The organism is Herpetosiphonaceae bacterium (assembly GCA_036374795.1).
Taxonomy (GTDB): domain Bacteria; phylum Chloroflexota; class Chloroflexia; order Chloroflexales; family Kallotenuaceae; genus LB3-1.
The window spans coordinates 1-3,818 of the sequence record DASUTC010000357.1 but is presented as its reverse complement, the minus strand read 5'-3'; the positions used below and the strand labels follow the sequence as shown (position 1 = coordinate 3,818).

3 protein-coding genes are annotated in these 3,818 nt (G+C 64.8%); all 3 read left to right on the top strand.

What is annotated here, in order from left to right; genetic code table 11:
- Window positions 1-2,311 (top strand): FAD-linked oxidase C-terminal domain-containing protein (locus VFZ66_28620; GenBank protein ID HEX6293180.1); only part of this gene is annotated, 2,311 nt, incomplete at its 5' end.
- Window positions 2,312-2,326: 15 nt separating this feature from the next.
- Complete coding sequence (locus VFZ66_28615; protein HEX6293179.1) at window positions 2,327-3,088, top strand: DUF2270 domain-containing protein; 762 nt, start codon at window positions 2,327-2,329, stop codon at window positions 3,086-3,088.
- A gap of 248 nt (window positions 3,089-3,336) precedes the next feature.
- Window positions 3,337-3,818, top strand: a 482-nt coding sequence (locus VFZ66_28610) for a PrsW family intramembrane metalloprotease (protein HEX6293178.1), incomplete at its 3' end; no start/stop codon positions are given.

Below are 3,818 nucleotides of genomic sequence, written 5' to 3'. Positions count from 1 at the left end.
GATCTTAGAGGCCAAGCTGCGGCTCGTGCCACGGCCCGCCGCGTCGGGCGTGGTGCTGCTTGAGTTCGCCGACCTCTTCGACGCCCTGGAGGCGGTCGTGCCCTGCCTTGAGTGCGCGCCCGTCGCCGTCGAGCTGCTCGACGATCTGCTGCTCGATCTGACGCGCCGCTCGCTCGCGTTCAAGGACTCGCTGGCGATTCTCAAGACTGAGGCCGCCGCGCTGCTGCTGGTGGAGTTTTTCGGCGACGATCCCACGGATGTTGCGGCGCAGATCGAGCGTCTGCTGGCCCATCTGCCAGCGCGTGCGCGTGTCGCCGCCGCAACGCGCGCTGTCACCGCCGCCGAAAAAGCGCCGATCTGGCTGGTGCGCAAGGCGGGCCTGCCGCTGCTGCAAAGCATGTCGCCCGGCCTCAAGCCGGAGACATGTGTCGAAGATAGCGCCGTGCCGCCCGAACGGCTGGCCGACTACATCCGGCGCTTTAAGGCGCTGATCGAGGAGCACGGCACAATCGCGGCGTTCTACGGCCATGCCAGCGTGGGGCTGCTCCATGTGCGTCCCCTGCTCAACCTCCACGATCCGCGCGATGTTCAGAAGTTCCGCGCGCTCTCCGAGGCCATTCGCGATCTTGCCCTGGAGTACGGCGGCGCGGTCAGCGGCGAGCACGGCGATGGCCTGCTGCGCTCCGAGCACAATCGGGCGGTCTTCGGCCCCGATCTCTACGCCGCCTTCCAGACGATCAAGCACACCTTCGATCCGCAGGGCATGCTGAATCCTGGCAAGATCGTGGACGCGCCGCCGCTCGATGCGCACCTGCGCTACGTCCCGCCGCGCGGACAGCCGGTGACGCTGCGTACTCACTTTGCGTTTCGTGATACGGACGGCATGCTCGGCGCGGCTGAGCTATGCAACGGCAACGGCGCGTGTCGCAAAACCGACAGCGGCACGATGTGTCCCAGCTTCATGGTGACACGCGCCGAAGAGCACTCGACGCGCGGACGGGCAAACGCGCTGCGGCTGGCGCTTGGCGGCGCGCTGCCCGCCGCTGAGCTATGGAGCGACCGGATGCGCGAGGTGCTCGATCTGTGCATTGAGTGCAAAGGCTGCACCGCCGAGTGTCCGTCGCGCGTCAACATGACCCGGCTCAAAAGCGAGTGGCTGGCGCAGTACTACGCGCGGCACGGCACGCCGCTGCGGGCACGAATCTTCGGCCAGATTCGCACGCTCAACCGCATCGGATCGAGGCTAGCGCCGCTCTCGAACCGGGCACTGCGGCTGCCCGGCGTCGGCCTGCTCAACGAGCGGCTGCTTGGTATCAGCCGTCGGCGCGCGCTGCCGCACTTTGCCCGGCCCACGTTCGACGAGTGGTTTGAAGAACGAGGGGCCGCGAGGCCGGGGCGGGTGCCCTCTGGGCCTGGGTGGCTCCCACGCCTCGCTCCCCCTCGCCTGTTGCAGAACAAAGCACAAAGAACAGAGAACAAAGAACAAAGGAACAGGCGAGCAAGAGAACAGGAGGACGAGCATCATGAACGTTCTCCTCTCTCCGGTTCTCGATCCGTGGTCTTGTTTCCCGACACGTTCACGCTCTACAACGAGCCGCAGATCGGCATCGCGGCGACACGGCTGCTCGAAGCGCTGGGCTATACCGTGCTGCTGCCCCGGCGGCTGGTCTGCTGCGGACGGCCCATGATCTCGAAAGGGCTGCTCGGCGCGGCCAGACGCCTGGCCCAGGCGCAGCTTGAGTGGCTCGTGCCCTACGCCGCCCACGGCGTCCCGATCGTCGGGCTGGAGCCATCCTGTCTGCTGACCTTTCGCGACGAGTACCTCGATCTGCTTGACGATCCGCGCTGCGAGGCGCTGCGGGCGCAGAGCTTGCTGCTCGACGAGTTTTTGAGCCGGGAGCTCCAGCGGGGCGCGTTTCCTGCTGCTGTGTTTGCCTCGGATGCCGCCCGCCGATCGGTGCTGGTGCATGGTCACTGCCATCAAAAGGCGCTGGCGAGCACCGCGCCGACGATCACACTGCTGCGCGCGGCAGGCTTCGAGCCGCGCGAGCTGGAGAGCGGCTGCTGCGGCATGGCCGGATCGTTCGGCTACGAGCGCGAGCACTACGCGATCTCGCTGGCGATCGGGGAGCGGGTGCTGCTGCCAGCCGTACGCGCCGCGCCGCCCGATACGCCGATCGTGGCAATGGGCACGAGCTGCCGCCAGCAGATCGCCCACGCGACCGGACGCAGAGCGCGGCATATCGCCGAGCTGCTCTGGGAGCGGATCGCGCAGCAGGCGGGCGTGAATCGGGCTGGTATAATCGAGTGATAACCTGAGACGGATATGCAGCGAAGAAACACAAGCTCGCCGCTAACGCCCGCCGTGATGGTCCACTTCTATCGCGGCGTGATGGACCTGGCGACCACCTGGCGCGCGCGCATCGATAACACAACCAACTGGGCGGTCGTCACCGCCGGAAGTATCGCGAGCTTCTTGCTGAGCGATTCGAGCCACCCGCACCTGATGGCGCTGCTCGGCATGTTCCTGGTCTTCGCCTTCCTGGCGATCGAGGCGCGGCGGTTCCGCTTCTACGATCTCTGGAGCGGCTGGCTGCGGCTGATGGAGACGGACTACTACGCGCCGCTGCTGCAAGCCAATGTGATCGAAACCGAGGAGCAGTGGCACCCGATGCTGCGCTGCGATCTCGACAATCCTCACTTTAAGATCAGCCTGGCCGAGGCGATGGGCCGCCGCCTGCGCCACAACTATTTTGCGATTTTTATGTTCTTATTGCTGGTGTGGTTTGTCAAGCTGCTGCCGCCCAGCGAGCCGGTGTCGGGCCAGTGCGTCACCTTTTTGCAGTGCGCGGCGATCGGGCCAATTCCCGGCAGCCTGGTGCTGATGGTGGTCGGGATCTTCTATGCGCTGCTGCTGGCCTTGATGATCTTCACGCCCAAGCTGATCGGCACGGGCACCGAGCTGATCGACCGGCGCATCATCTTTCGGCGGATGGTCGCGCCGAACGCCCAGCTCGTCGGCTTTAAGCGACACAGCAACCTGCCCCATATCGTCGGCAGCATCGCGCATCCGCCGGAGGAAGACTAAAGCCAGCAGCGGCGGCAGACGGTCTGCTGCTCCTGATGAAATCTTTACCGCGCGCATTCAACTCAGTAGGATCGTACATCCGTGTGCTACAATAGGGTTCGAGGCACAGCCTGCTCTCGCAAACACCGCTGTATGCGTATATCCGCCACATCTGCATCTGCTTACACCTGCCACCCGCAGATCTGCGCTGGCTCATTCACGCTGCGCCGCCTGATGCCTGATGTTGCACTAGCCCTGCTATCACCAAGATGATGAACATACTCGTGCCGCTCGTCGCGGCTTTCCTTCCAACGTCGCTGTACACCCTGGTGCTGTGGTGGCTCGACCGCTACGAGAAAGAGCCGCTGCACCTGCTGCTGGTCACGTTCGTGTGGGGTGCGTTCCCCGCGCTGGTACTGGCAATCTTCGCCGAGCTGGCCGTCGATGGCGTGGCGCAGTACACCTTCGGCCCCGGCGCGGAGTCGACGATCGTCGCGCCGATCGTTGAGGAGCTGCTCAAAGCGATCGCGCTGATTGGCCTGTTTGTCTTTGCCCGGCGTGAGTTCAACGGCGTGCTGGACGGCATCATCTACGGCGCGCTGGTCGGCTTTGGCTTCGCCATGAGCGAGAACATTCTCTACTTTATGGCCTACTCGGAAGAGCTGGTGGGGGTGTGGCTGCTCCGCAGCGTCATCTTCGGCTTCAATCATGCCTTTTTCACCAGCATCGTCGGGATTGCGCTGGGGCTGGT